Source organism: Streptomyces sp. NPDC033136, from assembly GCF_055578235.1.
This window is the reverse complement of sequence record NZ_JBVIPD010000002.1, coordinates 226029-252566: the sequence shown is the minus strand read 5'-3', so window position 1 is coordinate 252566 and position 26538 is coordinate 226029. Positions and strand designations below refer to the sequence as shown.

Below are 26538 nucleotides of genomic sequence, written 5' to 3'. Positions count from 1 at the left end.
CGTGGGCGATCTGCTGCTAATCCGCCACGGCGAGACGGAGTGGAGCCGGAGCGGACAGCACACCAGCTTCACCGACCTGCCCCTCACCCCGAACGGTGAGGAGCAGGCCGAGTCGCTGGTTCCGCTCCTGGCGGGCCGTTCCTTCGCCCTGGTCCTCACCAGCCCCCTCGGCCGCGCGGTGCGCACCGCCGAACTCGCGGGCCTGACAGGCACCGTGCAGGACGCGGACCTGCACGAGTGGTACTACGGCGCCTACGAGGGCGTCACCACCGAGGAGACACACCGCACCCGCCCCGACTGGGACCTGTGGACCGACGGGTGCCCGCCCGGCCCCGACGGCGAGCCGGGCGAGTCCCCCGAGGAGGTCGGCGAGCGCGCCGACCGGGTGCTGTCCCGGGTGGCCGGCGCGCTGCCCGAGGGCGATGTGCTGCTGGTGGCGCACGGCCACTTCCTCCGCGTTCTGACGGCCCGCCGGCTGGGCCTGCCGCCGTCGGAGGGGCGGCTGTTCCGGCTGGAGACGGGCACGGTCTGCCGGCTGTCGGCCGAGCACGGCCGGCCCGTGATCGCGGAGTGGAACACCAGGGCGTAAGGGGCCCCGGCCGGAGGTGAGTTGACAGCCTCCGGCCGGGCGCGCCATTGTCCCCGCTGATGGAGATCGACAATATGACGCCCGCCGAGGAGCGGGTGTGGCGCGCCTTTCCGCGCGGGCAGGACGTGGACTTCCGGGAGCCGGCGGACGAGGGCCTTGCCGACGGTGCGCGTGGAACCGTGGCGGAAGACGTCCGTGGGATCAGCCCGACGGGACACGCGTCCCTCGCCGCGCGCCTCCCGAGCGGCTCACTCGTGTGCGAGCCCGTACGTCAGCCGTGTCAGCAGTGTCAGTCGTGCCGGCCGGCCACGGCCCGGAAAGGCCCCCGGGCCAGACGGCCCGACCTGCTGGACCGGGCGCAGCGGGCGCACTACCGCGCCATGCTGGGCGACATGGTGATCGCGTATCTCACCGCCGAGCGGTCCACGGGCTGAACGCCGGCGCACGGCCCCTTGGCACCGGCGGCACGCGGGCGCGGCATCCCTGTCCCTCGCCCCTCCCCCAGTAACGGTCCGGTGGGGTGATCAGCACGATCCGCTCGACGGGCCGGCACAGGAGATCGCCCGGCACAGGAGATCGCGGGGACGCGGGTCGCGCTCACGCACGTGGGGGCGCGGGAGTATACGCAGCTCATGAGGCTCGAGCAGTAACCCAGATCACGGCCGGGCTGCGGTGTAGATCATTTACGCTCTGGGCAGTCTCGTAGCGCTTCTCGGTTCAACTTTCGTTCTGCGAAGCCCAGTTCGAGTGCACGGGCGGTCTTGACGGCCGCCGCTTGCAGGGCCGGGGGGACTCTGCGGTCCGTCTCCCGAAAGGAAGCGCATGCCTCAGGACGTCACGCCCGACCGCCCCTTCGAGACCCCCGCCAGCCGACGTCCGGAGTACGCCCAGGAGCGCCGTCCGTGCTGGATGCGGGACATGGGACCGGTCCGCAGCCAGGCCGGGGTGCGAGGGGTCCACGTCATGGGCGTCTTTCGGCAGTAGTGCTTCGGCCAGGGCGGGCCGTTCGCGGAAGGACGGCGGTGTCGAGGGCGAATCCGCCGTGGACCAGCGGCTCGTCCCGTTCGAGAACCGAGCGGGCAGGGTGCGGTGCGTCCTCGCAGGGCAGTGGGCGAGCCGCTCCTCTCGTCAGCCGTCCACGCGGCGGTAGCACCCCTCGCGGTCATGCGCGGCAGGAGCCGGCGCCGGTCGCGTGAGTCCGGCTGGTCAGCGAGGCCGTCGCGGACGGCGCAGCAGATTCTCCGAAACGACCGGTCAGCCACTACGGCCGATCGATTCCGTTGCCAGAACCACAGTTTGAAGGGAGACCGGTGTGAAATCTCGAGTCGAAGGTGCTGGTCCGAAGGCGTCGGCCGACAGCGTGCTCCCGGCGCAGCCTGGCGCCCAGCTCCGGCCCGGGGAGGCGGGGAACACCCTGGCCCGCCTCTTGGGGAAACACGTCAAGGGGCGCACGGAGGAGTACCGAAGGTGCCAGAACGCCGCGCAGCAGCGGCTGGACGCACTCGGAACTCCTCACTCCAACAGCACGCTGCAGGTGCAGGGGGCCCTCCAGCTGACGCCGCGCGCGTTCCTCCCGCCGGACGAGGAGGGCCAGGCCAGGCTGAGACGACTCGACACCAGCCTGGACATGATCGAGGCAGCCTTCCCGCAAGTCAGCACCGATGTCGAGGTCTGCCGACTGACCAGCAGGATGCTGGAAGAGGCCTGGAGGAGCCGGGCACTCACCCCGCCCCGCGAGGAGGAGCAAGCAACCGACTGCGCCTGCCCGCTGTGCCGTCGGCTGCCCACGCCCCTCGCACGCACGCTGGGTGACTACGGTTGGCGGCAGAGCGCCGGTCGTCCCCTCACAGCCAAGACCTGGCCGTACCGCCGGGAACTCGACAGCGTCCTGACCGGTGGCTGGTCCTGGACCCGGCAGATGAACGACCTTGAACGGGACCTCGGCCACCGCCACCGCTTCGAGGACGACATCCTCGTCTTCCACGAATACAAACGCGTGATCGACACCATCGACACCACGCGCCTCACCCAACTCGTCGAAGGCCGCCTGGCTGAGAGTTTCAGCACCAACAGCGCACGGGCCCTGGTCTGCGGACTCTTCGCAGCCCACAAGCGATCCGTTGACGAGTACTGGCTCCAACAGCACGAAGCGGGCGGCGTCGTACTCCCCCAGACCAACCCCCTCAACCAGAGCACCTACGCACTGCTGCAGATGCTGGACTGCCTGTTCTGGCATGTTTCACCCGACACCGAACTCTGGCAGGAGGAACACCTCGCCTCCCTGCTGCTGTGCCGCGTCATCGACGACATGGCCGACGTGCGAGTCGACGCCCTCACCGGCGAGATCAGCAACTTCTGGCTCGCCGAAATGCCCACCCACACCAAGGCTCTCTACGCTGCCTGCGCCATCGCCCTCGTCAAGTACGGCTGCATGCCCGAGGCGCACGCCCCGATGTGGAACACCTGGCTGATGACCACCACCATCGTCTGGATGGGGCTCACGGGCCGCCACGCCCTGTGGTTCGACGGCATCACCCAGGGCCTCCCACCGGCCGAGGCGTGCCCGCTGTGCGACCTGCAGCCCAACGCATGCACCGGCCTCCTCACCCACGGCACCACCCTCACCATCACCCCGCGGCCGACCGCACCGGCACTGAGCCCCCGGGCGGCCGAGCTGTCCGCACGCTGCCGTGCCCAGTACCCCCAGACCTGGGCCCTCTTCGACGCCGAGCTGCATGCCTTCGAAGCACTGCACGGCCCCTGGTACGGCAACATCGACAGCACCTGGGAGATCCTGCGCCGCACGTACATAGCCGCCGTGGAGGCATCCCGCGCCGCACCGTCCCAGGCCCGCGCTCGTCATGTCCAGCAAGACGCCGGCGCGGTCGGATCCGAGAAGTTCCACACCCTGCACGACCCTCGGACCGGCAGGGAGGACACCACACTGCTCGCCTACATGTTCGGCTGCGCCCATCCGCATTTCCTGTGGAACGCCACGGGATTCCGTCCCACGGGCCTCGCGGGCGACTGGCTCGACGGCTGACGCTTCCGTCCCGTTCCAGAAACCCGGTAGATGGCGGTGGGGCCGTCCTCAGCATCGGCCTCGGACCGGTGCCGCCGCCCATTCCCTTTCACCTGGACTGCCCTCAGGGCTCCGGCGTAGTCGCTCGATGCCCGGTTCCTGATCATCTGAGGCCGAGGAGCGGGGAGGGGCGCGGGGCGCGGGCGTTGTGGCGGAGGCGGGGCGACGCTGGTGACGGCGCGGGCCCCTTCAGCCCCTCGTTCACCTGTTCCTGCGCGATCATGAACCGTTCCTGCACCGGGATGGGGTCTGAGGCGGGCCGGGTGGGGTATGCCGGATCTCACCTCGACGAGCGCGACGGAGGAAGATCCATGGCACAGCTGCGACAAGAGGTCGATCCGGGTGAGGCGGGGCTGGATCCGCGGGCGCTGGACCGCCTGGACCGGCACTTCGCCCGGGTGGTCGACGAGGGGCGGCTGCCGGGCTTCCTCGTCTCCGTCGCCCGGGGCGGACGCGTCGCCCACCTCACGACGCACGGCTCGCGCGACATCGCGGCCGGGCTGCCCGTCGAGCCCGGCACACTGTGGCGGGTCTACTCCATGACCAAGCCGGTCACCGCGGTCGCCGCGCTGCTGCTGGTGGAGGAGGGCCGGCTCTCGCTGGACGACCCGGTGGCCGACCATCTGCCGGCCTTCGCCGAACCTCGGGTGTATGTCAGCGGCTCCGGCTCCGGCGTCACGACCCGCCCGGCCGGCGGACCGATACTCGTCCGGCACCTCATGACCCACACCTCGGGCCTGACCTTCGGCTTCTACCACACCCACCCCGTCGACGCCCTGTACCGCGAGGCCGGTCTGGAGTCGTCGGTGCCGCCGGGCGCGGACCTGGCCGAGACCATCGAGGTGTACGCGAGCCTGCCGCTGCAGTTCGAGCCGGGCACCGAGTGGAACTACTCGGTGGCGAGCAACGTCCTGGGCCGGGTCATCGAGGTGGTGTCCGGGCAGCCGCTCGACGTGTACTGCGCCGAGCGGATCTTCGGGCCCCTCGGCATGACCGACGCGGGCTTCCACGTCACGGACGAGCAGGCGCCCCGGCTGTCCGAGATGTACGGGGAGAAGGAGGGCGGCGGCGTCGCGCCGGTGCCAGGGCTTCCGCTGCGCGGCCGGCCGCGGTTCCTGTCCGGCAGCGGCGGCATGGTGTGCACGGCCCACGACTACCACCGGTTCATGGAGATGCTGCGCCGCCGGGGTGAGCTGGACGGCGTGCGGCTCCTCGCCCCCAGGACCGTGGACCTGATGACCCGCAACCACCTGCCCGGCGGCGCCGATCTGCGGGCCTTCGGCAGCCGTCCCGCCCACGACGAGCCGGGGAACGAGGGGCTCGGGTTCGGCCTCAACTGCTCCGTGGTGATCGACCCGTCCCGCACCGTGGCGCCGTCCGGGCTCGGCGCCTTCGGCTGGAGCGGGGTGGCCACGACGACGTTCTGGGTGGACCCGGGCCGCGACCTGACGGTGCAGTTCATGACGCAGGTGCGGCCGAAGACCCCGCACACGGTCTTCAAGGACCTCAAAAGGCTGGTCCACGAGGCGCTGACCGGCTGAGCCGGACGGCTACCGGTCGACGCGCAGCGTGAACTCCACGCCACCCCGGGCGAGTTCACCCAGCCACTGCTCGGACCGGGCCGCCGTCTCGGCCGCCCGGTTCAGGCCCGGCGGCAGCGAGCCGTCCAGGATGTGGCCAGCGCCCAGGGCGAGGGTGCGCGAGACACAGCGGGCCATCGCGCTCTCCCCGGCGTCGCCCACCAGGTCGAGGAGGTAGCCGCCCGCCCAGGTCCGCCCCGACTCGGCGCGCACGTCCAGGGACACCGCGAGCACGACCCGGTCCCGGTCGGCGTCCGTGGTGGGGTAGGCGGCGGCCAGCTCCCGGGCCAGGGCGGCGATCCTGGCGTCGTCGCCCCGCTTCAGCTCCTCGAAGACGGTCTCCCAGGCCCGCAGCCAGCCCTCCAGGCGCAGGGTGCCGCGGACGAACGTCCGCGGTGTCCAGGCGTCCGGCAGCCCGTACTGCGCGACGAACGGGACGCTGTCCCGGTTGGGGTAGACCTCGAAGGTCTCCCCGCCGACGGCATGCTGCCGGGTCGCCTCCCAGGGGCGCCCGGCGACCGTCTCCGCACCGCCCTCGATGTAACGGGCCGGAGAGCGCAGGGCGTTGAGGACACCCGCGGGCGCCCAGCTGAAGCGGTACGTGAAGTCGTTCGGGACGGCGGGGACACCGCCGCAGTACGAGGTGAGGGTGTACGAGGCGGGCGTCCCGTCGCCGATGGCCTCCCGGGCCCGGGCGACGAGGGCGTGCGCGAAGAGATGGTCGATGCCCGGGTCGAGTCCGGCCTCGGTGAGGACGACGAGCCCGGACTCCCCGGCGGCGGGCACCTGCTCCAGCACCGCGTCCGACACATAACTGGAGCAGGCGAAGTGCGCCCCCCGCCGTACGCACGCGGCGAGCAGCGGCGCGTGCTCCGTCGCGGGCAGCATCGACACGACGACGTCGCCGGGAGCGAGTCCGTCGGCGAGGGCGGACAGGGTGTAGGCGCGGGGCTCGGCCCTGCCGGCGAGGCCCAGCCGGTCGAGGGCGTCGGCGGCACGGCTCTCGGTGCGGTGCCAGAGCCGTACGCGCCCGGCGGCGTCGCACAGGGCGGCCAGCCCGCTGCCGGTGGAAAGGCCGGCACCGACCCAGTGGACGGTGCCGCTCGCCGGGGCCGGGTCAGTGGTCACGGGGCTCCCCCTGGTCGAGGCCGTGTTCCCGGCAGGCCTGGCGGAACCGGTCAAGGCAGCGTCCCCAGGGCCCCGAGACGCCGAAGTCGAGCAGGTGGGGCAGCAGGGCGGCCGAGAAGTCGGCGCTGGACTCCAGCGGCAGCAGGGAGGGCAGGTTGTCGATGGCGATCAGGTCGAGCGGGGGTTCGTCCCTCAGCCGGCGTACGGGCTCGTCCCAGTCGGTGGTGTCGTCGTAGAGCGGAAGGACGTTGAGCGGAGAGCCGACGTCGCAGGTCACATCGCACAGGGTGCGCAGGCGGCGGCCCGGGGTGTCGAGGTCCCGCTCGCGCAGGAAGGGCGGGACGGGGGTGGTGGCGAGCACGGCGTTCACCATCACGTCGTGCCGCAGCAGGGCGGGGCGGTCCAGGTCACGGGTCTCGGCGAGGTCCCAGCAGGTCGGGTCGGAGCCGGCGGCCGCGAAGGCCACGCGGGCACCGCGGCCGCTGCGTCCCAGGGCGCCGATGACGAGGCCGGTGAACTCGGCGTCGCCGGGAGCGGGCTGCAGCGTCTCGTCGAGTTCTTCCTTCGTCGTGGGCGTGAGCCGTGCCCGAAGCCGGCCCCGGTGCTGCAGCACGGCCAGGGCGGCGCCCAGGTAGCCGGCCCAGAATCCGAAGGCGGCGAGGCGTCGCCCGGTGTCGTCCACCAGGTACTCCAGGTCGAACAGCGCCCCGCCCCCGGCGGTGAACCGGCGCAGCAGGCCGCCCGCTCCCGGCTGGCCCTTGAAGGCGTGGCCGAAGAAGATGTGCCGGTGCGTCAGCTGGGCCGGCTCGTCGGGCAGTTCCTTCAGGCCGAGCACGACGGTGTCCGGGGGCGCCGACACCCAGGAGCCCGCGGGGGCGACGCGGCAGCCCGCCGCCTCGTACTCCTCGATCGGGAAGACCCGCTGCCGGGACTCCTCGACGGTCAGTTCCACTCCGCTCCCGACGAGCCGCCGGGCGTCGTCGGGCACGATCGGCGTGCGTCGCTCGGTCCTTCGGGCCTCGTGGCGCAGCCACAGGTGGAGCTCGGTCATACCGGGTGGGCCTCCGGACGTGAGGCGTCGGCCGCGGGGAGGCCGACGCTCATGGGTCGGACGTACACGAAGCGTACGCGGCCCGCCTGCGGGTCGCGTACGGATTCGCCCAGGTCACGTCGTCGGGGACCGGAACCGGCCGGGGAGTTCAGGAGGAGCTGACCACGGCGTCCAGGTGGGGCAGGTGGTGGTCGAGGCGCTCCCGCTTGGTGCGCAGATAGGTGATGTTGTTCTCGCACGGCGGGATCAGCAGCGGGACCTGCTCGGCAACCTCGATGCCGTGGTCCACCAACGCCTCGCGCTTGCGCGGGTTGTTGGACATCAGGCGGACCGAGCGCACGCCCAGGTCCTTGAGGATCCGGGCGGCCACACCGTAGTCGCGTGCGTCGACCGGCAGGCCGAGCGCGAGGTTGGCCTCGACGGTGTCCAGGCCCTCCGCCTGGAGGGCCATCGCACGCAGCTTGGCGAGCAGGCCGATGCCGCGGCCCTCATGCCCCCTGAGGTAGACGACGACACCGGCGCCCTCGGCGACGACCGCGCGCAGGGCGGCGTCCAACTGGTCGCCGCACTCGCAGTGCTGGGAGCCGAAGGCGTCGCCGGTCAGGCACTCCGAGTGCAGGCGGATGAGGACGTCGTCCGTGCCGATCTCGCCGTAGACCAGTGCCACCTGTTCGTCACCGCGGTCGTGGTCCAGATAACCGACCGCCTGGAATTTCCCGTACACGGTGGGCAAGGGCGCATTCACGACGCGTTCCACGCCGCTCCGCTGCGGTGACTTCTTGCCGAGTACGCCAATTTTTTCTGTCATGATTCTCGAGTTCCTAAGCAGAGACGAAAGGCCGTGTCGTTATGAGTGATCTGGTGCCGGCGGACACCACGGAAGACGTACGGACGCGGGGCTCCGGTGTCTCACGGCAGGTCGCGGTGCTTCCCGTGGGGAGTTTCGAGCAGCACGGTCCGTACCTTCCGCTGGCGACCGACACGCTCGTCGCCTGTGCCGTCGCGCGAGAGATAGCCGGCGCGTACCCGGTGCACCTCCTTCCTCCGGTGACGATCTCGTGCTCGCACGAGCACGCGGCCTGGCCGGGGACAGTCAGCATCTCCTCGGTGACCCTTCATGCGGTGGTACGGGACATAGCGGCTTCGCTCCGCCGGTCCGGGGTCGACGCCCTGGTGGTGGTCAACGGGCACGGCGGAAACTACGTGCTGGGCAACGTCGTTCAGGAATCCTCCGCCCGCGGCGAGCGGATGGCGCTCTTCCCGGCCCCGGAGGACTGGGAGGCGGCGCGGGAGCGGGCGGGTGTGGTCACCTCGCTGCTCACCGACATGCACGCGGGGGAAATAGAGACCTCCATCCTTCTGCACGCACATCCCGACATGCTCCGACCCGGTTACGAGTCCTCTGATTTCGTCGCTGACGACCGGCGTCATCTGCTCACCCTCGGCATGTCCGGCTATACCGATTCCGGTGTCATCGGCCGTCCTTCGCTGGGTTCGGCCGAAAAGGGGAAGGAACTCCTGGCGAGCCTGGCGGATTCCTTCGGGGCGTATTTCTCGATGCTGACCTCCGACGCGTAGTCACCCTGCGGCGCGGGGCCGGGTTCCGGGGCCGCCGCGGTGGCCCGGGACCCGGTGCGCACGCCCGCGTACCAGCGGGCGACGAGCACGATCAGGCCCGGCAGGCTCGCCACGAGGCTGAGCACGCCGTAGACAACCGCGACGGCCAGCCCCCGGCCGGCGCCGAGGCCGGCGGCGCCGAACGCCCAGGCGGTGACGCCCTCCCGCGGCCCCCAGCCGCCGACGTTCAGCGGCAGGCCCATCGCCAGCAGGGCGAGGACCGCGAGGGGCAGCAGGACGGCGACGGAGGCGGCGGCCCCGGCGACGCGGGCGGCGAGGACGAACATCGCGACGTAACCCGCCAGCACCACTGCGGAGGAGACCACCACCGCGGGCCCGTTGCGCCGGGACAGCAGACCCTCGCGCGCCTCGGCGAGCGCGGAGCGCAGCTTGCCGCCCCGGGGGGAGGGTGCCGCACGGTTCATGCGCAGGGCGAGGACGACGGCGAGTGCGCCCAGGGCGGCCAGGGCCGCGAGCGGGGCGAGGTGCCGGGCCCCGGCCAGCACCGGCGACGGCATGGTCAGCAGCACGACGGCCCCGACGGCGAACAGCGCGAGCTGCCCGGCGGCCCGTTCGAGGACGACGGCCTTCACGCCCCGCCGCAGATCCCCCTCGCTCTGCCCGTGCCGCACGGCCCGGTGCACATCGCCGAGGACACCGCCGGGCAGGGCCGCGTTCAGGAAGAGCGCGCGGTAGTAGTCCGCGACGGCCGGCCCGAACGGCAGCCGGATCCTGAGCCCGCGGGCCACGATCGCCCACCGCCACGCGCTGCACACCGTGGTGACGAGCCCGATCCCGAGCGCGAGCAGCACCGTCACGCCGTCGATCCTGCGCAGCCCGTCCAGGAAGACACCGGTGCCGAGCCGCCAGAACAGCACGCCCAGGATGGCGACTCCGGCGAGGGTGCCGAGGTGCGTACGGACCTTGGGAGAGCCGAGGCGACCGAGGGCGCTACGCAGTGGCCCGCGCGGCGAGGTGCCGGGGCGGAGGGCGAAGCCCTCCGGGCCATGGCCGGGCGACGGGGCTCCGGGGCCGGGCGAGGCCGCGGACTCGGAGCCCGGGCACCCGGCGGTGCCCACGGCCGGCCGGCGGCGAGGACCGGGCTCGGACGGGTCCGAGGCGGCGGGCACGTCCGGGTCGCCCACCGCCGGGCACGGCACGGCCGCGTCGGCCAGGGCCGTGCCCGGGACGCCGGGACCGGCGGACGCGGGAGTACCGCTGCCGGCCGCCGGCGCATCAGGGTCCCGCCGCGGGCCGCCACCGGTCTCCGGGAGCAAGGCGCTGCCGGTCTCCGGGAGCAGGCCGTTGCTCGCCTTCGGGAGGAGGGCGCCGGCAGTGGACACCGGTCGTGGACGTGTTCCCGTCGCCTGGGGGGTCATGACACTCCGCCCGCCGGGCGGCACAGGGCCAGGAGGTCGGTGTGGTGCACGGTGACGCGCAACTCGCCCGCGGCGCAGGCCGCCAGCCGGTTGGTCAGGTAGACGTCGGCTTCGGCCCGCAGCTCCGGGCGTTCCTCGACGGCGGCTCCGACCCAGCCGCGCAGCCACTGTTCGGTGAGCGCGGCCTGCTCGGGGCCGAGCCGCCAGGGGCTCGGGTGCAGCCGTACCGTCGCGCCGTGTTCGGAGAACGCCTCGGCCGCCGCCGTGACCGCGTCGGGGCCGAGCAGGCCGTCGCGGCGCTGGTGGTCGTTGAACGCCTGGGCGATCTCCTTGTCCAGCGGGTGGGACGGGGTCAGTTCCACGCGTCCGGCGACGGACAGCGTCAGCAGGGCCGGGCAGCCGGCTCCGGCGCAGGCGGCGGCGAGCGCGTCGACCTCCTCGCGGGTGAGGACGTCCAGCAGCGCGGACGCGGTCACCAAGGACGCGCCCTGCAGGGCGTCCGGGGTGAGGCGGGCGACGTCACCGCGCCGCGTCTCCACGGAGACCCGGCTGCCGTCGGCGGCCGAGCGCGGGGAGGCGACGGCGGCGAAGTGCAGCAGGTAGGGGTCGCGGTCGTGCAGGATCCAGTGCTGGGCCCCGTCCAGGCGGGACGCGAGCCAGCGGCCCATCGAGCCGGTGCCGCAGCCCAGGTCGTGGATGACGCCCCCGCCCGGCTTCCCCGGCAGGTTGGCGAGCCGGATCCGCAGCGGGTCGAGCAGGTCGTGCGCCCGCGCGGCGGCGTCGGCCGGCTCCCGCAGCTGAAGCCATTCGGGCGCGTAACGGGGCGGATCGTCGGGGTCGGCCTCACGCAGCTTGACCGTGGGCCGTGAGCCGGGCTTGCCACTGGGGCCGGCGCCGGGGATGACGGCACCGGGGGCGTGGGGCGTCCCGGCCTCGTCGCTCGCAACGGCCTGTGCCCCCGGCCCGGACTCGAGGCCGGAGCCGACACCGGCACCCGCCCCCGGCCCGGGAATCCCACGGGTACCCGCGCCCGGAATCACACCGTCCATCGACTCGAGCGCCTCCCTCGGCCCCGGCTGCGCCGGAATCGTCCCGCTCTGCTGGGTCGTCGCCGGGTTCGTCATGCGGCCCTCCGGGGTTCGGTCGGGAGCCGGCGCAGAACCGCCGCCAGGCTCTGTGCGGTCGTCGCCCAGCCGCCGAGGGCCGCGCGGCGGCTGCGGGCAGCGGCCTTCAGACGGCGCCGTACGTCCGCCTCGCCGAACCAGCCGCGCAGTTCGGCGGCGATGGCGGCGGGGTTCTCCGGCGGCACCAGGATGCCGGGCACCCCGCCGTCTGGGGCTCGGCCGACCGCCTCCGGCAGTCCGCCCACGTCCGTGGCCAGCACCGGGATGCCCCGGGCCAGCGCCTCGGTCACGGCCATGCCGTACGTCTCGGCGTACGACGTGAGCACCATCAGGTCGGCCGTGGCGTAACTGGCGTCCAGCGCCGCGCCGGACTGCGGCCCGGCCAGCTCCAGCCGGTCCTGAAGGCCGTGCTCGGCGATGAGGGACCGCAGATGGGCGACGTACTCCGGGTCCTGGGTCAGGCTGCCGACGCACACGCAGCTCCACGGCAGGTCGGTCACCGTGGCCAGTGCCTCGATCAGCCGGTGCTGGCCCTTGCGCGGGGTCACGGCGGCCACGCACAGCAGCCGCGAGACACCGTCGGTGCCGGGCGCGAGCGGCGCGATGTCGGCGCCGGGGGCGGCGACATGGACCCGCTCCGGGGGGAGGCCGTGGTGGGCGACCAGGCGGCGGACCGCCCAGTCACTGGTGGCGATCACCGCCGGCACCGCCCGCAGCACCGCCCGCTCCTTGGCGTCCAGTTCGGCGGCCACGGTCGCGTCGAGTCCGGTCTCGTCACCGAGCGGGAGGTGGACGAGGACGGCCATGCACAGCCGTTCCGCCTCCGGGACCACGATCTCCGGGACACCGCAGGCCACCAGCCCGTCGAGCAGGACGACGGCCCCGTCGGGCAATGCTGCCAGGGCGGCGGCGAGTTCCGTACGGGCGGCGGCGCCCGGCCGGGGCCAGTCACCGGCGACCACGTGCTTGGTCACCTGCCAGCCGAAGCCGGCCAGGTCGAGACAGACACGGCGGTCGTACGCGTTGCCGCCGCTCGGCGCCGTCAGGTCGTCGACGCCGCCCGGGAGCACGAAGTGCACGGTGCGCAGGGACATGGGGATGATCTCGGCGTTCTTCACATTGGCGTGCTGCACGGGAACATAGTTCAGCCGCGCCGGCGCCGGTCCGCTCTGGCCGGGCCGTTCGATGGTCGTGTCGGTCACAGCGCACGCTCGTAACTCGCCCAGGCGATGTGCGACTCGTGCAGGGTGACCGCGAGACCCGCGATGCCCTTGGCGCCCTCGCCCAGCGCCCCCTTGTGGATGCGCTCGGCGAGCCGGTCGGCGATGACCTTGGCGAGGAACTCCGTGGAGGTGTTGACGCCGGCGAAATCGGGTTCGTTGTCGAGATTGCGGTAGTTCAGCTCGCTGACGACCGCTCCGAGTTCCTGGGTGGCGAGCCCGATGTCGACGACGATGTTGTCCTCGTCCAGCTGCTCGCGCCGGAACGTGGCGTCCACGAGGAACGTGGCCCCGTGCAGGCGCTGTGCCGGTCCGAAGACCTCGCCACGGAAGCTGTGGGCGATCATGATGTGATCGCGGACGGTGATGCTGAACAACGGACGACCCTCCAGGTGCGGCGCGTCTGCTCCCCGGCCGATGGCTGCCGGAGATGCCGGGTAGTACGGCTGCTTGTCTTCCCCCGTTCAGCCTCCGCTACGTCTTTTCTCAGGTCAGGCGCTCTCGTCGTAGCAAAGCCCCACCGGATGGATGGAATCGTCAGCCGATGCGTCGATCGCTCTCCTCGTAGCGGACGCGGTGGCACAGCGCGGGGATCTCGCCGGAGGCGAGCTTCGGCAGCACGTCCGGCAGGTCCTCGAAGTCGGATTCACCGGTGACGAGGGCGTCGAGCGCCGGGTCGGCGAGCAGGTCGAGAGCGACGGCGAGCCGGTCGGCGTAGGAGCGGTTCGGACGGGCCGGGGAGACGGTGCCGACCTGGCTGCTGCGGATGACGAGCCGCCGCGAGTGGAAGGCCTCGCCGAGCGGCACGCCGACCTGCCGGTCGCCGTACCAGCTCAGTTCGAGCACGGTCCCCTCGGCGGTGAGGAGTTCCAGGGACCGGGCGAGGCCCTGCTCGGTGGCGCTGGCGTGGACGACCAGGTCGCACCCGCCGAGGGCGCCTTCGGGAGAGGCGAAGCCCACGCCCAGGGCCTCGGCGGTCCTGGCGCGCGACGGGTCGGCGTCGACCAGTTGGACGCGGACGCCGGGGAACCGGGCGAGCAGGGCGGCCACCGAGCAGCCGACCATGCCGCCGCCGACCACGGCGATCCGGTCGCCGATGAGGGGCGCGGCGTCCCACAGGGCGTTGACGGCGGTCTCCACGGTCCCGGCCAGCACGGCCCGTTCGGCGGGCACGGTGTCCGGCACGGGTGTCACGGCGCTCGCCGGGACGACGTACCGGGTCTGGTGCGGGTAGAGGCAGAACACCGTACGGCCGGCGAGCGCCCCGGGCCCCTCCTCCACCACTCCGACGTTGAGGTAGCCGTACTTCACCGGGCCCGGGAAGCCGCCCTCCTGGAACGGCGCCCGCATGGCGGTGTGCTGGCTGACGGGCACACCGCCGCGGAAGACGAGCGTCTCCGTGCCGCGGCTGACGCCGGAGTACAGCGTGCGGACCAGCACCTCGCCCTCGCCCGCTTCCGGCAGGATGACGTCCCGGATCTCCCCTCGCCCAGGCGAGTCGATCCAGAACGACCGTGCGGTGTGCTTCATCGAAGTCCTCCTGAACGATCGGGAAGCTGCTTGCGTACCGAGGGGTGCACAGGCCGCGCACAAGGTAGCGGCGTTGATCGACTCTGTCACACGGCCGGAGGGTGTTCGGTGGCCCTGAACAACACTTACGACGCGAGGCTCGTACAGCAGGAGACCGCCGTGGGGGCGGGAGCGCAGATCCTGCTGCTCGCCCTGATCGGTACGGCGATCGGGATGGGCCCGGCGGGCTGGCTGAGCGGCCTCGCGTTCGCGATCGCCACCTGGGCGGTGCTCTCCCGGGCCCTGCACCGCTCCCGGCTGCGCTCCTTCGGCGCGGCCAACCGGGTCACCCTCGGCCGGGCCACCCTCGTCGGCGGCGTCACCGCGCTGGTCGCGGACTCCTTCCAGAGCTCCCCGCCCGTGTCGCTGTTCGTCGGTCTGACGGCTGTGGCCCTGATCCTCGACGGCGTCGACGGCAAGGTGGCCCGCCGCACCGGCACCTCGACCCCGCTGGGCGCGCGCTTCGACATGGAGGTCGACGCGTTCCTGATCCTGGTGCTCAGCGTGTACGTGTCGACGCAGCTGGGCCCGTGGGTGCTGCTGGTCGGCGGCATGCGGTACGTCTTCGTCGCCGCCGCCCGCGTCTGGCCCTGGCTGAACGCCGCGCTCCCGCCGAGCACCGCCCGCAAGACGGTCGCCGCGCTCCAGGGTGTGCTCCTGCTGCTGGCGGGCGCCGATCTGCTGCCGTACGCCGCCAACTTCGGGGTGGCGGCCCTGGCTCTGGGCCTGCTGGTGTGGTCGTTCGGGCGGGACGTGCTGTGGCTGTACCGCGCCTCGCGGGTCGAGCGGGCCCCGGCTCCGCGGCCGGTGCGGGAACTGGTCGCGGGCTGACTTCCGGATCGGGTCGCGGGCCGGGTCAGGTGCCGAACCGCCCACGCGCTGCCTCTATATGACCGAGATACCGGTGGGTCCAGCCACAGATCGCGTCGACGGTGGCGCGCAGGGCCCGGCCCGGCTCGGTGAGGGTGTACTCGACCTTGGGCGGCACGGTGGGGTGCACCTTCCGGTCGACCAGGCCGTTGCGCTCCAGCATCCGCAGGTTCTGGGTCAGCATCTTGTGGCTGACTCCCTCGACCTCGTCGCGCAACTCGCTGAAGCGCAGGGTGCGTTCACCGAGGGCCTCGATGATCAGAAGCGCCCACTTGTTGGCCACGTCCGAGAAGATCTCCCGCGCCAGGGAGTCCGCCCGCCGCAGGTCCGCGTTCTCGGGCAGGCCCCTCACCTGCTTGGTTACCATCTGGTTCCCCTGTCACTGAAAAGTGCGTTCTTCCAGGTCGGCGGTCACTCTCCTACGGTTTCCGAGTAACCACAAGAGAGCGCGGGTGCGCGCTCGACGGAAGGACGGAAACCATGACCACTCTCGATGACCACGCGGCACCCGACGTCTACGACCACGGCGTGCCGGCCGAGGGCCACTTCGGCTACGCGCAGGCGATCCGGTCCGGCGATCTGATCCATGTCTCCGGACAGCTCTCGTTCGACGAGGCGGGCGGCTTCCGCCCCGAGGACGACGTGGCCGCCCAGCTGAGGCAGACCTACGCCAACATCGACAAGGTCCTCACCCACTACGGCGTCACCCGGAACCAGATCGTCTCCCAGACGCTGTACGTGGTGGACCTGGTGCGGAACGCGGAGGTGGTGGCGGAGGGCAACCGGGCGTACTACGGCACCCACCGCCCGGTCGCCACGGCGCTCGGGGTCACCGAACTGACCTTCCTCGGACAGCTGGTCGAGATCAGCTGCGTGATCGACACGAAGCTGCCCGCGTGAGGGGCTGATCAGCGGCGCGTAAGCGCAAGGGAAGCCCTCAAGCCCCATACGGAGCAGTCGATTTGACATCGCTGACCACCACTCTCTAAAACTCAACCACATGACATCCATTTTCAAAAAGGTGGGACGGTCGTGAGGAAGGCGGGACGGTCGTGAGGATCGCGTTCGTCGGCAAGGGCGGCAGCGGCAAGACCACGCTGTCGGCACTCTTCTCCCGCCACCTGGCACGCTCCGGCGCCCCGGTCCTCGCCATCGACGGCGACATCAACCAGCACCTGGCCGAGGCGCTGGGCGGCGAGGAGGAGTCCGCTCCTCCCCTGGGCGCGCACCTGCCCGAGATCAAGGACTACCTGCGCGGCACCAACCCGCGCATCACCTCCCCCGAGGCGATGATCAAGACGACGCCGCCCGGCCGCGGCTCCCGCCTGCTCCGCCCGCTGGGAGACGACGAGCTGCACGCGCGGCACGTCGGCCGGGCGGGCGGCGTCCCGCTGATGGTCACGGGCGAGTTCGACGAGTCCGACCTGGGGGTGGCCTGTTACCACTCCAAGCTCGGCGCGGTCGAGCTGTACCTCGGCCACCTGGTGGACGGCCCCGGCGAGTACGTCGTCGTCGACATGACGGCGGGCGCGGACGCCTTCGCCTCCGGCCTGTTCACCCGCTTCGACATCACGTTCCTGGTGGCGGAACCCACCCGCAAGGGAGTCTCGGTCTACCGCCAGTACCGCGACCACGCGGAACAGTTCGGCATCCGCATCGCGGTCATCGGCAACAAGGTGACCTGCGAGGACGACCTCCTCTTCCTCAAGGAACAGGTGGGGGACGACCTCCTGGCCCACCTGGTGCAGTCCCCCTGGATCCGCGCGGCCGAACAGGGCCGCGCCGAGCCCGGCCCGGACGCGCTGGCGTCCTTGGAGCCGCACAACCTCCACGCCCTGCGCATCCTGCGCGAGACGGTCGACTCCCAGCCCCGCGACTGGGCCCGGCTCCACCGTCACGCGGTCGAATTCCACCTGCGCAACGTCCACGCCTGGGCGGACGCCCGCACGGGCGGGGACCTGGCGGCCCAGGTGGATCCGGAGTACGTCCCGGGCGCCCTGCCCCTCACCTGACGCTCGTGGCGTTCCGCCCGGAGGCAAGGGAGGCAAGGAGTGAAGACACCCCCGACCGCTCCCTGTCGGTGCGAGCCCGGATCCTGAACCCGTCGCTGGAGCGACGCCGGAGGTCAGGGACCGCTGCCCCACCGCACCGGCTACTCGATCCCCGTGGCATCGAGTAGCCGGACCAGGTCCTTGCGCCCGTATCCGAGCAGTCGGGCGCGGTCGGCGGCCATCAGCACCAAGTGCGCGACGGTCTTCGCCGCGTATCCGTTCTTGTTGTCCGCGTCGAACCATTCCTGGGGCTTCTCGACACCCAGGCTGTTCATCACCAGCCCGTGCTCCCGGCGGATCTCCGTGACGGTACCGGCGACCGCGTCCATGAGCGTCTTCCCCGGCCGCTCGCACTCCAGGGCGAAGCACCCCCAGTCGACCGGCACGCACCCCTCCGGCGGACTCGCCCGCAGCCCCGCATACCTCTCGTCCCCGAACCCGGAGGCCCGGAACTCGTCGTGCACCAGAGAGAACCGATGGAACCCGGGCGGCACCGGAGGCGGTGCAGGCGTGTACTCCCACCCGGCGTCCTCGTACAACTGCCGCTTCACCTCTTCTTCTTCGGCATGCGTCACCGTGAAGCCGTTGGCCTCGTTCCGCCCGGTCGTCGTGCCGTCGGGGTTGCGGTGGAAGTGCAGGCCCATGGTGTGCTCCCGTCGCCGTGATGACAGTGGACGGGAAGTCCCCGTCACCCGCTCGAACGGCTCGCGCGGCCGGCCCGTGCCCGCTGCTCCGCCGCACCACCCGATCGCGTGAAATCAGGCGGCGTGGGAACTGGCCGACCCAGCCGGACCGGCGGTTGTTACGCTTCTGCGGTGAGGATTCCGGGCCCCGCAGAGCGCTGACACTCAGGAACAGGAAGACCGAATCGGGCTGCTCCATATCGGTCCGCTTCTTCGGACATCCGCCCGCCGGAGTCAGTGAGGAAGCCCTGATCACCACGCTTGTCGACCTTGTCGTAGGCGTATAGCAGGCCTCGCCGCCTCACTCTCGTGGCCTCGGATCCAGTCGGCTCCATGGATCTCGCGCCTGTGCTCTCGCCCTTCTTGCCCGCCTCGATGGAGGCATGGCGCCGCTGTAGAAGCTCGGCGCGCTCCTCGTCCGGAATCGTCATCGACTCGGCGAGCACGGCGGCGAGCGCGTCCACTTGAGTGTTGGCGATGTCGGCGCGGAAGAGCCACCGGATGCCTTCGTCGCGCGTGATGAGGTCGATCGCCAGGCGCTCACTCTTGTCCTGTGTCGCTGCTCGGAAGCATCGCACTCGGTCGATCGGGATTTCCTGACGGATTTCGCCCTGCTCGAGGAAGGCGTTCGTCTTGGTGATGATGCGGCGGTCCGTGACGGCGACCAGTGTCTTCGCCGCGACCTTGTCCCTCGCTGCCGCCAGCTTCTCCTTTGCCCCCCGATGATCGCGGGGATCGAGCCGAGGGCGTCGAGCTGGTCGGGGAAGCCGAGGACACGCAGGGTCTCACCGAATCCCGGGCCCGATGTCAGTGACTCGGCCTAGCCTTTTCCCCGTGTCCGTTCACCCCACACCGGACCGCGCGCGGACAGGACGGAGGACGCAGCAGCGCGGGCACCGCATTCGGCCCACGCCCCGCACCGCGATCACCGACCCGATAGGTTTCGTCCCATGCCTGGCCGTCTCCTCGAGCTGCACGTCGAGAACTTCCGCAGTCTGCGTGACGTGACCGTTCCGCTCGGTCCGCTCACGGTGTTAGTGGGCCCGAACGGGGCGGGCAAGTCCAATGTGCTGAAGGTGTTCGACTTCCTCGCCGACATCATCCGCACCGACCTCCAGCCGGCCCTCGACACGCGCGGTGGGTTCGACGAAGTGGCCTTCTGGGGCGGGCACAGACCCCCGACGTCCATGCGCATCCAGCTCAAGGCCACCTGGACGACCAACTCCACCCTCAACGCACCGGACGAGTACAGCCTCACCATCCGGCGCCGCTCCCTGCGCACGAAACCGACAGATGAACGACCGTCCTACTACAGCCTCTCCCGCGAGGAGAGCTTCGCGTTCAAGCGCAAGCAGGGCCGCGGGCGGCGTATCACCATTTCGGGTGAGGAGGCACGGATCCTCGACGTACGGGCGGGCGAGAGCAAGGACAGCGGCAGCTTCGGCATCCGGAGGCTGAGCAGCGGCCTGTCCACGCTTCCCCGGCTCGGTCCCTCCGACGGCGGCGACGAGGTGACGCGAGTGGCCGACCGCCTGTCGTCGTTCCGGGTCTTCGACGTCGACGTGACCGCGGCCCGGCAGCCGACCCGCCTGCGCGGCACGGACTTCGCCACTCTCTCGCCGCACGCCGAGAATCTGGCCGGGTTCCTGATCCACCTCAGCGGCCGCGAGGAGATCTGGGACGATCTCGTCGCCGACGCCCGTACGGTCCTGCCGCAGTTGGAGAACATCGAGTTCGAGGAGGTCGGCGGGGCCACCGACCAGCTGACGGTCGTACTGCGCGAGCGCGGTCTGCGCCGCCTGACCCCGCTCGCCGACGCCTCCTACGGAACCGTCCGTCTTCTTGGACTCCTGGCCCTGCTGTACGACCCCAACCCTCCGGCGTTCACGTGCATCGAGGAGATCGACCACGGGCTGCATCCGCAGGCGCTCGAACTCGTCGTGCAACGGCTGCGTGAGGCGGCCGAGCGGACGCAGTTCATTGTCGCCACCCACTCGCCCGCGCTCGTCAACCGGCTGCGTCCGGAGGAGTTCGTCGTGTGCGACCGCGATGAGGACGGCGCGTCGATCATCCCCGCCCTCACCGTCGACGAGGTGAGGGACATCGTCGAGGAGTCGGGGGAACAGCCACTCGGGGAGTTGTGGTTCTCCGGCGTGCTGGGCGGCGACCTCACCGGGGGTGAGCTGTGACCTCGAAGGGGCGGCAGGCCGGGCGGACGTCCCGGGCTCAGGGGCGGGGCGTCATCGTGCTGGCCGGTGAGGATCAGAACGACTGCGAGATCCTGGCCGCGCTCATACGCGCCCACCGGCCGGATCTCAGCACCGTGGCCAAGCTGGTCCGTATCAACGACCCGGTGCGGCTGCGCAGGAAGTCCGGCGCGGACCTCGCCGCCGCGGTGAGGGCACTGACCGGCAAGGCCCGGGCCAAGGCACGCCAGCAGCGGGCCGACCTGCTCGGGTTCGTCGTCCACGAGGACCTGGACGGCTTCACCGACGCCCAGTACGACCGCATCCGTACGGCACTGACCGACGAGTTCGCCCGCCAGTGCCAGGAGTTCCGGTCGGCCATCGCGCTCGCCGCGTGGGAGAGCGAGGGCTGGCTGCTGCTCTTTCCGGACGCATTCCCTCACGTCCGCCCGCGCTGGAAGGTCCCCGACCGTCTGCTCGACAAGGACACCGGCCGCATCAAGGACGCCAAGGAGGAGCTGAAGCGAGGGCTCGGTGCACCGGTCTTCCGGGAGAGCGACGGCCCCACGGTCGCTCGCGAGGCGCTGCGGCACCGGCTGATCCATTCCCCGCGTGGCACCAACCGCTCGTACGCGGACTTCGTCGTCGATCTCGCCGGCTGGAGCTGACCACCGGTCACGAGAAGGCAGGCATACGGTGTCCTGCATACCGTTGCCTGTCAGCGGTCGTTGACCGTCAGCGCCAGTGGACGCGTGTCCCGCCGGTGGAGTCCGGGCTCCGGCCGAGCGGATCGGTCGCGGCCGCGAAGGCCCTGCCGTGTCATTTGGGGCGTCGGAACAGCATCAGCAGAGAGAGCCCGCCGATCACGGCCGTCACCGGCCACATCCTGAGCGCCCACGGTCCCAGCGCTGTCAGCGCGGCGAAGCCGTAGACAGCGGCCGACCATCCCAGTAGTGCGTGGAAGGCGGCGGGCAGCGCTCTGGACCACCGCAGCGCGAACGCCGCGGCCACCGCGATCGCGGGGTACAGCCACTGTTTCTCCACGGCGGGCCCGCTGAGGAGCACGTACTGGACCAGGTCGCGGTACCAGGGTGCGGCCTCCTCCCGCACGGCGAGTTCGGCGGGCCATGGCCAGGACAGGCGGACTTCGTCGGCGAGTTCGAGAGGGAGCTGCCAGCCTGTGGTCAGCAGGACAGTCCACAGCAGTGCGCTGAGGGCGGCGGCGTGACCGAGACGGCTGGGCTCACCTGTGCCGAACCGGGGAGTTCGGTTCGCGGGCGCTCCGCCGCCCCGTGATGTCGGCGCACTCCGCCTCGGGACCGGACGCGGCTTCGAGGGCTGATCAGGCGCACGCCGGGGGCGCGGTGGCGCGGGCTGGAGGTGCGTCGCGGTCCGGGGGCGGAGGTTCGCGGGTGCCTGGTTCTGCTCCTCCAGGCGTCGCTGACGTGCCTCGCGCATGCGTCTGAGCTGTTCATCTCCCATGATTCCCGGGTGCTCCGTGTTCATTCGTTCGATCGCAGGTGCCGGCGTCGTCGGCCCTGGGGAGGGTGGGCACGGGCAGCGCCTGTGAAGTCGGCAGGGTGTGCGGGGCGGGCGACTACCGGGAGCCGGAGACCGCCCGGCGGGCACGGAGAGCCTGCTGCATCTGTTCCGTGGCCGCCGAGTCCTTGGCATCGCCGTGGTACTCCAGCGGGTCGACGCGGCGGGCTTCGTCACCGCAGACCGGACAGTCCGGGCGTCGTCCGGTGCGCACCCAGATGCTCTGGAAAGCATGCTGGCCGGGCACCTTTTCCATGACTTTCGGGAAGAACCAGTGGTCAGGTTCCATGGCCATCAGCACCATCGGCAGGTGCTCCTCAAGGGGCTTCGCCAAAAAGCGAGTGATCCGGTCCTGCGCATCGTCGTGGAGCAGCGCCAGAGCGATCTTCGCGCCGGACGAGGAGACATGCTGGATGTCGGGCAGGAGTCCGGGGACCGCGAAGCTGCGGCCGGTTCCGTAGTCCGTGGCCGGCCGCATTCCCAGGTTCCCCAGCGTCTCGCGGACACCCCCGGTCGAACACGCCCAACACGGCAGCGGCGGCCTGGAGAAGACCACCTCGCCGCCGGCCGCACCCTCGTAGAGCCCGACGAAGACGGCGGGCTTGCCGAACCAGTAGGCCAGATGGTTGAGGCGCTGCTGGGCGGCGTTGTCGTCGGTCGCGGCGATGATCAGATCGACGTTCGGCAGCGTCTTCCTCCAGCGCTGCGGCTTGATGTCATCGACGCTCGCCCTCCAGGCCCGCGTCCTGATGCCGGGGTGGACGTTCCGCAGGTGACGAGCCGTGGCGTTGGCCTTCGGCGAGCCGATGTCATGGGCGGTGAACAGTGAGCGGCCGATGTTGGCGGCTTCGACGCGATCGGGGTCCACGACGGTCATCCGGCCTACGCCGGACCTCACGAGCACGTCGGCGAGATAGGAGCCGACCGATCCCGCGCCCACCAGCAGGACGTGGCGGTCGGCCAGAGCCGGCGACAGGAGGCCGCCGGTACGCGCGAACAGCGCGTGTCCGAGGGACGTGCGGCTGGTGAGACCGAACCACGCGCCGACCCGGCGCAGCATGCCGCGCCGGGCGGGACGGCCGGGCACCGCCGAGGCACCCGGTGCCGCGGGTGTGCCGGGATCCGGCAGAGCACCGGACACCGGCATCGTGCCGGTGTCCGGTCCCGTCGTGCGAGAGGCGGCGGCCTCGCGGGCGACCGGCCATGCGTGCCCGGCCGGGGCAAGCGGCCGGTGACCTCCCTCTGCCGGTGCCGCAGCCGCCTCCGGTGCCGCTTCCACTGACGCCTCACCACCTTCCGGGGCCGGGGGCGTCGTCGCCGTGCCGTTCGCCTTCCGGCCCGTCGACGGCAGCCCGTTCACCCCGTTCATGGTGCGGAGCACGGACTGGAGCGCACCTGCCAGACGGGCGACGGGAGGGGACGCGAGGTCCCACGGCAGCGCGCGCACGCCGGCTCCGTCAAGACTGTCGAGGTCGTACACCACGGGCGCGGTGAAGGGGAAGTGCGCCGTCACGAAAAGGTGCCGGCAAGGCCCGAACAGATCATCCGGAAGCGGCACGCTGACGCCGTGGACGTCGTCGAGCACCTGCACCGTGCTCTCGGGGAAGGGCAGACCGGCCCGTTCGACGGCTGCGCGCAGGGGGATGCGGATCGGGCGCATTCGCTCCAAGGTGAACCGGGGGCCGTCGAACGTGCCGCAGAAGAACGAGATCCGGACCCCCGGGGATGTGCGCAGTTCGTGCGGCCCGAGCGCACTGCCGCCGTCGTGCGTGACGATCGGCCCGATGTACCGGCCGAGCTCCGGATTGGCCTCGAGGGCCGTGGCGAACTCGTGCCGGTCCTGATGGGAGGGCTGGGGCGTTCGGGCGGGGTGGGAGTGCACGATGCCCTTGAAGCGCTGCACACCGGACTGCTCGCGCTGGGTGATCTCGTCGAGCAGCCACTGCGAGTTCTGGTACTCGATGCGGGTCACCCGGGCGGTGGGGTCGTGGATGAACGAGGTCACCACGTCCTGGCCCCGGAGCCCGAGCAAGGCGCCTCCCTGCTCGGGCTGCACGGCCCCGAGGGTTCCGTCCAACGCGTCGAGGACGAAGTCGAAGATGCGGACAGGCAGCATGCAGGGGTCTCCTCAGCGGCTGGGGCAAAGCCCGGGGAACTCCGGCAGTCCGCGACCGCGGACTGCCGGACCTTCTCACGGCGGTGCTCTGGGAACTCGCTGCGGGCTCCTGTGGCTTCGGCCGTGCTGTCAGCGGTACGGAGATCTGCCGCGTCACTGATTGTGATTGAAGGGGAACGAATGCCCCATCTGTACGAAGTCGACACCCAGTGCCCACACGGCCGACCGCGAGTACGCGGTCTCCAGGTCGGGCATGCCGCTGCCGGAGCTGCTGCTCAGGCAGATCTTGCCGCTCTTGTACAGGTGGTTGCCGTGCTGGTCGAGTTTCGGAACGCTCTCCAGCGGTGGATCGAGCAGCCGCACGTCGTACTGCGTGCCGTTGAACGTCGCGCACATCACGTAGGTGTTCCCGAACTCCGTCGCGATGCTGTACACCCACCCCTCCGCGCCGGGGGTGTCCTCGTAGTAGGCGTTGGCGGGCAGCTTTCGCCGTGCGACCTGCCGCTCCTCCGCCAAGCGCTGTGCCTTGCTGAGCACCGCGAACGTGCCATGGGGGACCTTGGACAGCGGTGCGTCCCCCTCATCGCCGGTGCCCAGGCGGACCCGGCCGGTCCGGTCCACGTACACCTGCTGGTCGGGGACGGTGGGCGCCTCGGAGTTGCGTCGCTGGCTCGCGAAGAAGCTGTCGCGAACGGCGTTGAGGTCGTACTTGTCTGCCACGAGCGGGTCGCCTTCTGCTCGAAGTGATGGAAAGGGGGACGCGGCCGGTGTCCGGGCGTCCGGGACGGCCCTGCCGTCAGGCGCGCAGTGCCGGGTATCGGGCCAGGCAGTTGCGCAGGAACCGGGTGTCGTCCCCGTCGGGGCCGAAGATCGTGACGTGATCGGTGAGCAGCGCGTCGAACAGTCTGCGTGCGGCGGCGACGTCACCTGCGGCATAGCTCCAGTGCGCCTGGTCGAAGCGTGCTTCCAGAAGCGTCCGGTCATCCGCGCTGTTCTCGCCTCTTACCGAAGCGAGCAGCTCGCCCAGCTGAGCGGCTGCCTCCGCGGGGCGGCCGCACTCGCCGGTGTAACGAGCGAGATTGAGCCGGCAGAGGACGGCGATCGGGTCACCGGCGGGCAACCGCGACATCAGCTGGGTGCGCAGCATCGTCAGCAGCGACACCGCCTGGTCGGGCCTGCCCGCCTCCCTCATGGTCCGCCCGAGGTTCAGCGCGATCAGCCAGGTGACGCCGTGGTCGGCGGAGAGGGCGTCGACAGCCTTTCGGAGGAGCTCCTCCAGTCGCTCGGTGCGTTCGTGCGGGCTCGCCACGGACATGGCGCCTCGAAACTCGGCCTCGATCCTGTGCACGGCTCCGACCTGGTCAGCGGCTCCACGGCGCGGCCGTCGCCCTGGAGCTGCGCGCACGGAGACGATCCCGTCGAGGCGGGCGAGCACTTCGGCCGTGCCTGTGGGGCGGTCGGCGGGAGACTTGGCGAGCAGGTCCCTGACCAGGTCGTCGAGCGGGACGGGAACGTCGGGTCGTTCGGCGCGGAGGGAAGGGACGAGGGCCTCTCGGTGCGCATTCCAGTAGTCGGTGAAATCGGCCGCCTCGGAGAAGGGTCCTCGGCCGGCTATCGCCTCGAAGAGGATGCAGCCGATGGAATAGAGGTCGGATGCGACACTGGGAGCCGCACCGGTGAAGAGCTCCGGCGGTGTGTAGGCGGCGGTTCCCACGAAGTAGCCGTGCTGAGTGAGCCCCGTGTCGAGGGAGCCGGATTCCCTTGCGGAAAGAGGGCGGGCGATACCGAAGTCGATCAGGACGAGCCGTGACTGTGCGCCGCCAGGGACGGAGACTCCCGAGACCGGGCAGAGCATGAGGTTGGCGGGCTTGAGGTCGCGGTGGACCAGGTCCCGCGCGTGGACCATGGCAACCGCCTCGCACAACTGCGCTATCAGTGAAACCACTTCGGACACCGAAGGCCGAGGGCGGGCGGCGAGGTACTGCTGGAGGGTGAGGCCGTCGAGGAACTGGGTGATCAGGTACAGGCAGTAATCCTGACCGGACGGTTCCACACTCACGTCGTAGATCTTGACGATGCGCGGGTCGTCGATGGCCGCGAGCACTTTGGCTTCCCGAACGAAGCGCTGGGCGAGTGCGTCGCCGGGCGTTCGGACCCGAAGGGACTTGATCACCACTGTGCGGTTCAGCAGCAGGTCCCTGGCTTTCCAGACTTCAGCCATCCCCCCCGAAAGCCGTTCACGAAGCTCGTATCTGGCCGGTTCTGTGCTCGGCACTCCCACTTTCGCCCCCCCCGACGAATCTGGCGCGAAAGGCACTGTGACACGACGTCAGGTCTATGACTATCCGTTTGCCTGAAATTTCACCCTAGAGGGTGATGGGCTCCCCGTGGTACACGACAGGACCTCGGCACCCACAGGGACCGCCCGCTCGCAGGCGTCTTCCGGCCGTGGTCGTCCTCCGGCCTCCGCGTCCGCCCGCCGCGCCCGGCTGAAGTCCGGCAGTCGACCAGGCGTGTCCGAGAACTCCATGCGCCCGCTGGAGGCCTGCTCCTCCAGGTACCGCTGCGGAGCGTGTTCCAGGAACGGCGCGTAGGCGAGCGGACGGCCGCCCGGCGACTTCAAGTAGGAGAAGACACCCTGACTGCTCTTCAGGGACTTCATCTTCCGGACTTCGTCGTCGGTCAGCGTCCGGTAGAGCACCATCGCCCGCTCCCGGGGCTCACTCTGCTCGGGCTGCACGGACACCGTGAAGG

At 71.1% G+C, this 26538-nt stretch carries 25 protein-coding genes and 2 pseudogenes; 11 read left to right on the top strand and 16 right to left on the bottom strand.

What is annotated here, in order from left to right; all coding sequences use genetic code 11:
• Window position 1: 1 nt before the first annotated feature.
• From ACZ5TL_RS04275 to ACZ5TL_RS04255, 5 genes and pseudogenes are all read left to right on the top strand, one after another.
• Entirely contained in the window at window positions 2-589 is a 588-nt protein-coding gene (locus ACZ5TL_RS04275; protein ID WP_468587496.1) for a histidine phosphatase family protein, read from the top strand.
• Between the two features lie 341 nt (window positions 590-930).
• A pseudogene (locus ACZ5TL_RS04270) lies at window positions 931-1023 on the top strand (TetR/AcrR family transcriptional regulator); the annotation flags it as partial.
• 388 nt (window positions 1024-1411) lie between these two features.
• Window positions 1412-1573, top strand: a complete 162-nt coding sequence (locus ACZ5TL_RS04265) for a hypothetical protein (RefSeq protein WP_468587494.1) — start codon at window positions 1412-1414, stop codon at window positions 1571-1573.
• Window positions 1574-2015: 442 nt separating this feature from the next.
• A complete protein-coding gene (locus ACZ5TL_RS04260; RefSeq protein ID WP_468587492.1) occupies window positions 2016-3632 on the top strand; it encodes a hypothetical protein in 1617 nt (538 codons plus the stop codon).
• A gap of 350 nt (window positions 3633-3982) precedes the next feature.
• Complete coding sequence (locus ACZ5TL_RS04255; protein ID WP_468587490.1) at window positions 3983-5212, top strand: serine hydrolase domain-containing protein; 1230 nt, start codon at window positions 3983-3985, stop codon at window positions 5210-5212.
• Between the two features lie 9 nt (window positions 5213-5221).
• Here the strand turns inward: ACZ5TL_RS04255 and ACZ5TL_RS04250 are convergent, their stop codons facing one another.
• The 3 genes from ACZ5TL_RS04250 to ribA form a co-directional block, all read right to left on the bottom strand.
• Complete coding sequence (locus ACZ5TL_RS04250) at window positions 5222-6379, bottom strand: saccharopine dehydrogenase family protein (RefSeq protein WP_468587488.1); 1158 nt, start codon at window positions 6377-6379, stop codon at window positions 5222-5224.
• A complete protein-coding gene (locus tag ACZ5TL_RS04245; protein ID WP_468587486.1) occupies window positions 6369-7430 on the bottom strand; it encodes a saccharopine dehydrogenase in 1062 nt (353 codons plus the stop codon). The genes ACZ5TL_RS04250 and ACZ5TL_RS04245 overlap by 11 nt, the downstream gene beginning before the upstream one ends.
• Before the next feature lie 148 nt (window positions 7431-7578).
• Complete coding sequence (gene ribA / locus ACZ5TL_RS04240; protein ID WP_468587484.1) at window positions 7579-8238, bottom strand: GTP cyclohydrolase II; 660 nt, start codon at window positions 8236-8238, stop codon at window positions 7579-7581.
• 41 nt (window positions 8239-8279) lie between these two features.
• Between ribA and ACZ5TL_RS04235 the strand changes: the two genes are divergently transcribed.
• Window positions 8280-9008 (top strand): creatininase family protein, encoded by a 729-nt coding sequence (locus tag ACZ5TL_RS04235; protein ID WP_468587482.1) that lies wholly within the window; start codon window positions 8280-8282, stop codon window positions 9006-9008.
• A gap of 158 nt (window positions 9009-9166) precedes the next feature.
• Here ACZ5TL_RS04235 and ACZ5TL_RS04230 read toward each other — a convergent pair.
• The 5 genes and pseudogenes from ACZ5TL_RS04230 to ACZ5TL_RS04210 form a co-directional block, all read right to left on the bottom strand.
• A pseudogene (locus tag ACZ5TL_RS04230) lies at window positions 9167-10426 on the bottom strand (lysylphosphatidylglycerol synthase transmembrane domain-containing protein); the annotation flags it as partial.
• Window positions 10423-11550: a methyltransferase domain-containing protein gene (locus ACZ5TL_RS04225; protein ID WP_468587480.1), complete on the bottom strand. Its 1128-nt coding sequence runs from the start codon at window positions 11548-11550 to the stop codon at window positions 10423-10425. The gene ACZ5TL_RS04225 and the pseudogene ACZ5TL_RS04230, both read right to left, overlap by 4 nt.
• Entirely contained in the window at window positions 11547-12752 is a 1206-nt protein-coding gene (locus tag ACZ5TL_RS04220; protein WP_468587478.1) for a glycosyltransferase family 4 protein, read from the bottom strand. Before ACZ5TL_RS04220 ends, ACZ5TL_RS04225 begins: the two co-directional genes overlap by 4 nt.
• Complete coding sequence (locus tag ACZ5TL_RS04215) at window positions 12749-13147, bottom strand: 6-pyruvoyl trahydropterin synthase family protein (RefSeq protein ID WP_384859740.1); 399 nt, start codon at window positions 13145-13147, stop codon at window positions 12749-12751. Before ACZ5TL_RS04215 ends, ACZ5TL_RS04220 begins: the two co-directional genes overlap by 4 nt.
• Before the next feature lie 160 nt (window positions 13148-13307).
• Window positions 13308-14300 (bottom strand): zinc-dependent alcohol dehydrogenase, encoded by a 993-nt coding sequence (locus tag ACZ5TL_RS04210; RefSeq protein ID WP_468587476.1) that lies wholly within the window; start codon window positions 14298-14300, stop codon window positions 13308-13310.
• Window positions 14301-14408: 108 nt separating this feature from the next.
• On the opposite strand from ACZ5TL_RS04210, the gene ACZ5TL_RS04205 reads away from it, so the two are divergent.
• Window positions 14409-15170, top strand: coding sequence for a CDP-alcohol phosphatidyltransferase family protein (locus ACZ5TL_RS04205; protein ID WP_468587474.1), 762 nt, complete (start codon window positions 14409-14411; stop codon window positions 15168-15170).
• Window positions 15171-15195: 25 nt separating this feature from the next.
• Here the strand turns inward: ACZ5TL_RS04205 and ACZ5TL_RS04200 are convergent, their stop codons facing one another.
• Window positions 15196-15576, bottom strand: a complete 381-nt coding sequence (locus ACZ5TL_RS04200) for a winged helix-turn-helix transcriptional regulator (RefSeq protein WP_468587472.1) — start codon at window positions 15574-15576, stop codon at window positions 15196-15198.
• Between the two features lie 113 nt (window positions 15577-15689).
• Here ACZ5TL_RS04200 and ACZ5TL_RS04195 point away from each other — a divergent pair, with 113 nt between their 5' ends.
• The gene (locus ACZ5TL_RS04195) at window positions 15690-16109 is read left to right on the top strand and encodes a RidA family protein (RefSeq protein ID WP_468587470.1); all 420 of its coding nucleotides are present in this window, start codon (window positions 15690-15692) and stop codon (window positions 16107-16109) included.
• A 152-nt stretch (window positions 16110-16261) separates the two neighbouring features.
• The gene (locus tag ACZ5TL_RS04190) at window positions 16262-17221 is read left to right on the top strand and encodes an ATP-binding protein (RefSeq protein WP_468587468.1); all 960 of its coding nucleotides are present in this window, start codon (window positions 16262-16264) and stop codon (window positions 17219-17221) included.
• Between the two features lie 140 nt (window positions 17222-17361).
• Here the strand turns inward: ACZ5TL_RS04190 and ACZ5TL_RS04185 are convergent, their stop codons facing one another.
• A complete protein-coding gene (locus ACZ5TL_RS04185; protein ID WP_468587466.1) occupies window positions 17362-17904 on the bottom strand; it encodes a hypothetical protein in 543 nt (180 codons plus the stop codon).
• Window positions 17905-18062: 158 nt separating this feature from the next.
• Window positions 18063-18521 carry a hypothetical protein gene (locus ACZ5TL_RS04180; protein ID WP_468587464.1) on the bottom strand — a complete coding sequence of 153 codons (459 nt, stop codon included), beginning with the start codon at window positions 18519-18521 and terminating at the stop codon, window positions 18063-18065.
• Window positions 18522-18893: 372 nt separating this feature from the next.
• On the opposite strand from ACZ5TL_RS04180, the gene ACZ5TL_RS04175 reads away from it, so the two are divergent.
• Both ACZ5TL_RS04175 and ACZ5TL_RS04170 read left to right on the top strand, forming a co-directional pair.
• Complete coding sequence (locus ACZ5TL_RS04175; RefSeq protein WP_468587462.1) at window positions 18894-20132, top strand: AAA family ATPase; 1239 nt, start codon at window positions 18894-18896, stop codon at window positions 20130-20132.
• Window positions 20129-20797: a hypothetical protein gene (locus ACZ5TL_RS04170; RefSeq protein ID WP_468587460.1), complete on the top strand. Its 669-nt coding sequence runs from the start codon at window positions 20129-20131 to the stop codon at window positions 20795-20797. Before ACZ5TL_RS04175 ends, ACZ5TL_RS04170 begins: the two co-directional genes overlap by 4 nt.
• 151 nt (window positions 20798-20948) lie before the next feature.
• Here ACZ5TL_RS04170 and ACZ5TL_RS04165 read toward each other — a convergent pair whose 3' ends face one another.
• From ACZ5TL_RS04165 to ACZ5TL_RS04145, 5 genes are all read right to left on the bottom strand, one after another.
• Complete coding sequence (locus tag ACZ5TL_RS04165) at window positions 20949-21611, bottom strand: hypothetical protein (RefSeq protein WP_468587458.1); 663 nt, start codon at window positions 21609-21611, stop codon at window positions 20949-20951.
• 115 nt (window positions 21612-21726) lie between these two features.
• The gene (locus ACZ5TL_RS04160; protein WP_468587456.1) at window positions 21727-23784 is read right to left on the bottom strand and encodes a ThiF family adenylyltransferase; all 2058 of its coding nucleotides are present in this window, start codon (window positions 23782-23784) and stop codon (window positions 21727-21729) included.
• A gap of 153 nt (window positions 23785-23937) precedes the next feature.
• Window positions 23938-24504, bottom strand: a complete 567-nt coding sequence (locus ACZ5TL_RS04155) for a hypothetical protein (protein ID WP_468587454.1) — start codon at window positions 24502-24504, stop codon at window positions 23938-23940.
• Between the two features lie 76 nt (window positions 24505-24580).
• Window positions 24581-26005, bottom strand: a complete 1425-nt coding sequence (locus ACZ5TL_RS04150; RefSeq protein ID WP_468587452.1) for a serine/threonine-protein kinase — start codon at window positions 26003-26005, stop codon at window positions 24581-24583.
• Window positions 26006-26125: 120 nt separating this feature from the next.
• Entirely contained in the window at window positions 26126-26488 is a 363-nt protein-coding gene (locus ACZ5TL_RS04145; protein ID WP_468587450.1) for a hypothetical protein, read from the bottom strand.
• Window positions 26489-26538 lie beyond the last annotated feature (50 nt).